The sequence below is a fragment of the Clostridium sp. AM25-23AC genome, from assembly GCF_003435125.1.
Lineage (GTDB): Bacteria > Bacillota > Clostridia > Lachnospirales > Lachnospiraceae > Pilosibacter > Pilosibacter fragilis.
In genome coordinates this window covers 1-1,128 of record NZ_QWGI01000058.1, presented here as the reverse complement: position 1 = coordinate 1,128, position 1,128 = coordinate 1, and the positions used below count along the sequence as shown (strand labels likewise).

The 1,128-nt window shown below is 57.8% G+C and carries 1 protein-coding gene; it reads right to left on the bottom strand.

Annotated features, from left to right (window positions below; translation table 11 throughout):
• The coding region (locus tag DW677_RS17305; protein WP_242992236.1) for a relaxase/mobilization nuclease domain-containing protein at positions 1-1,128 on the bottom strand (1,128 nt) is incomplete at both ends.

Here is a 1,128-nt window from a genome sequence, read left to right as displayed (position 1 = left end):
ATAGCGGGCGGCTGCGTCTGCTATGATAAAGTCACTTTCATGCTTCTGACGGTAGGCTGCTTTTGCTTTGGCGTTTTTCTGCTGTTTCAGCCCGTCCCGGACAGGGCGGGTCTTGGAATAGGCAAGCACCTGCCGTTGCAGCTCCTTTTTCCCGTTCAGCGTCTTTTCCACCTGCTTCAACCACGCAAGGCTTTCCTGCATGGCGGCATAGGCGGCAGAACAGGCTTCGTCCAGTTCCTCCGAGGAGGAAAAGCCGTACTGCTGATAGGCGGTAACGGTAGCTGCCATTTGCTTTAGGTTGTGCTTTGCCGCCCAGCGGTCATAGCCCACGCCCTTGCCCTCGGCTCGCTTGGCTTCCCGGTCAACCATGCGCTGCAAGGTGTTGTCTGCCGGGGTGGTTTTTGCAGCTTTTTCCCCTTGTAACGGCTTTTTAACTGCGGCAGGGTATTCGGGTATGGCTTTGGTCTGTTCGGCAGCTCTGTGGGCGTTCTGCGTGAGCAGGGCAAGGACAGCAGCCTTGTCAAAATCGTCCCCCAGCTTTCGGGCTGTGATAGGCTTTGTCCTGTCCGGCGTGAGGTAGGAAAGCCGCCCCCGGCTCTCCTTGACGGTCACACCCTCCCGCAGCAAAAGGGAAGAAAACTCGTCAAAGCTGCCAGCTTGGGAAAGTGCCTGCCGTATCGTCCGGCGCAGCTTCGCCTTGTCCGTTTCAAACTTGGTGGGCTTGGTCGGCTGTCCGGCGGCTTCTCTGGCGGCGTTCTCTTTGTCAAGGGCAAGCTGCCCTTTCTTTGCCGCCCAGTATTCCCGTTCGGTTATCCGTTCCTTGCTGCCGTTCAAGAGGTCGATTTGGTAAAGCCCCTCCCGGTGGCACATTTCCATGACTTCGCTCTTGAAATATTCCATAGCGGCGTTGGTGCAGCGGTGCTTGCAGCCCTCCAGCGTGTCGGCTGGTCTGTCCATGTAGGGCAGAAGCGGGACTTCGTAAATCCGCAGGGAGTTGATGACGATATGCACATGGATATTCCCGCTGTGGTTATGCCCGTCCGGGTGGGTGCAGATTAGGGCTTGGTGTCCGGGGAAATGCTCCTTGCAGAACTGCTCGCCCAGCTCCTGCGCCCGGTCTACGGTCAA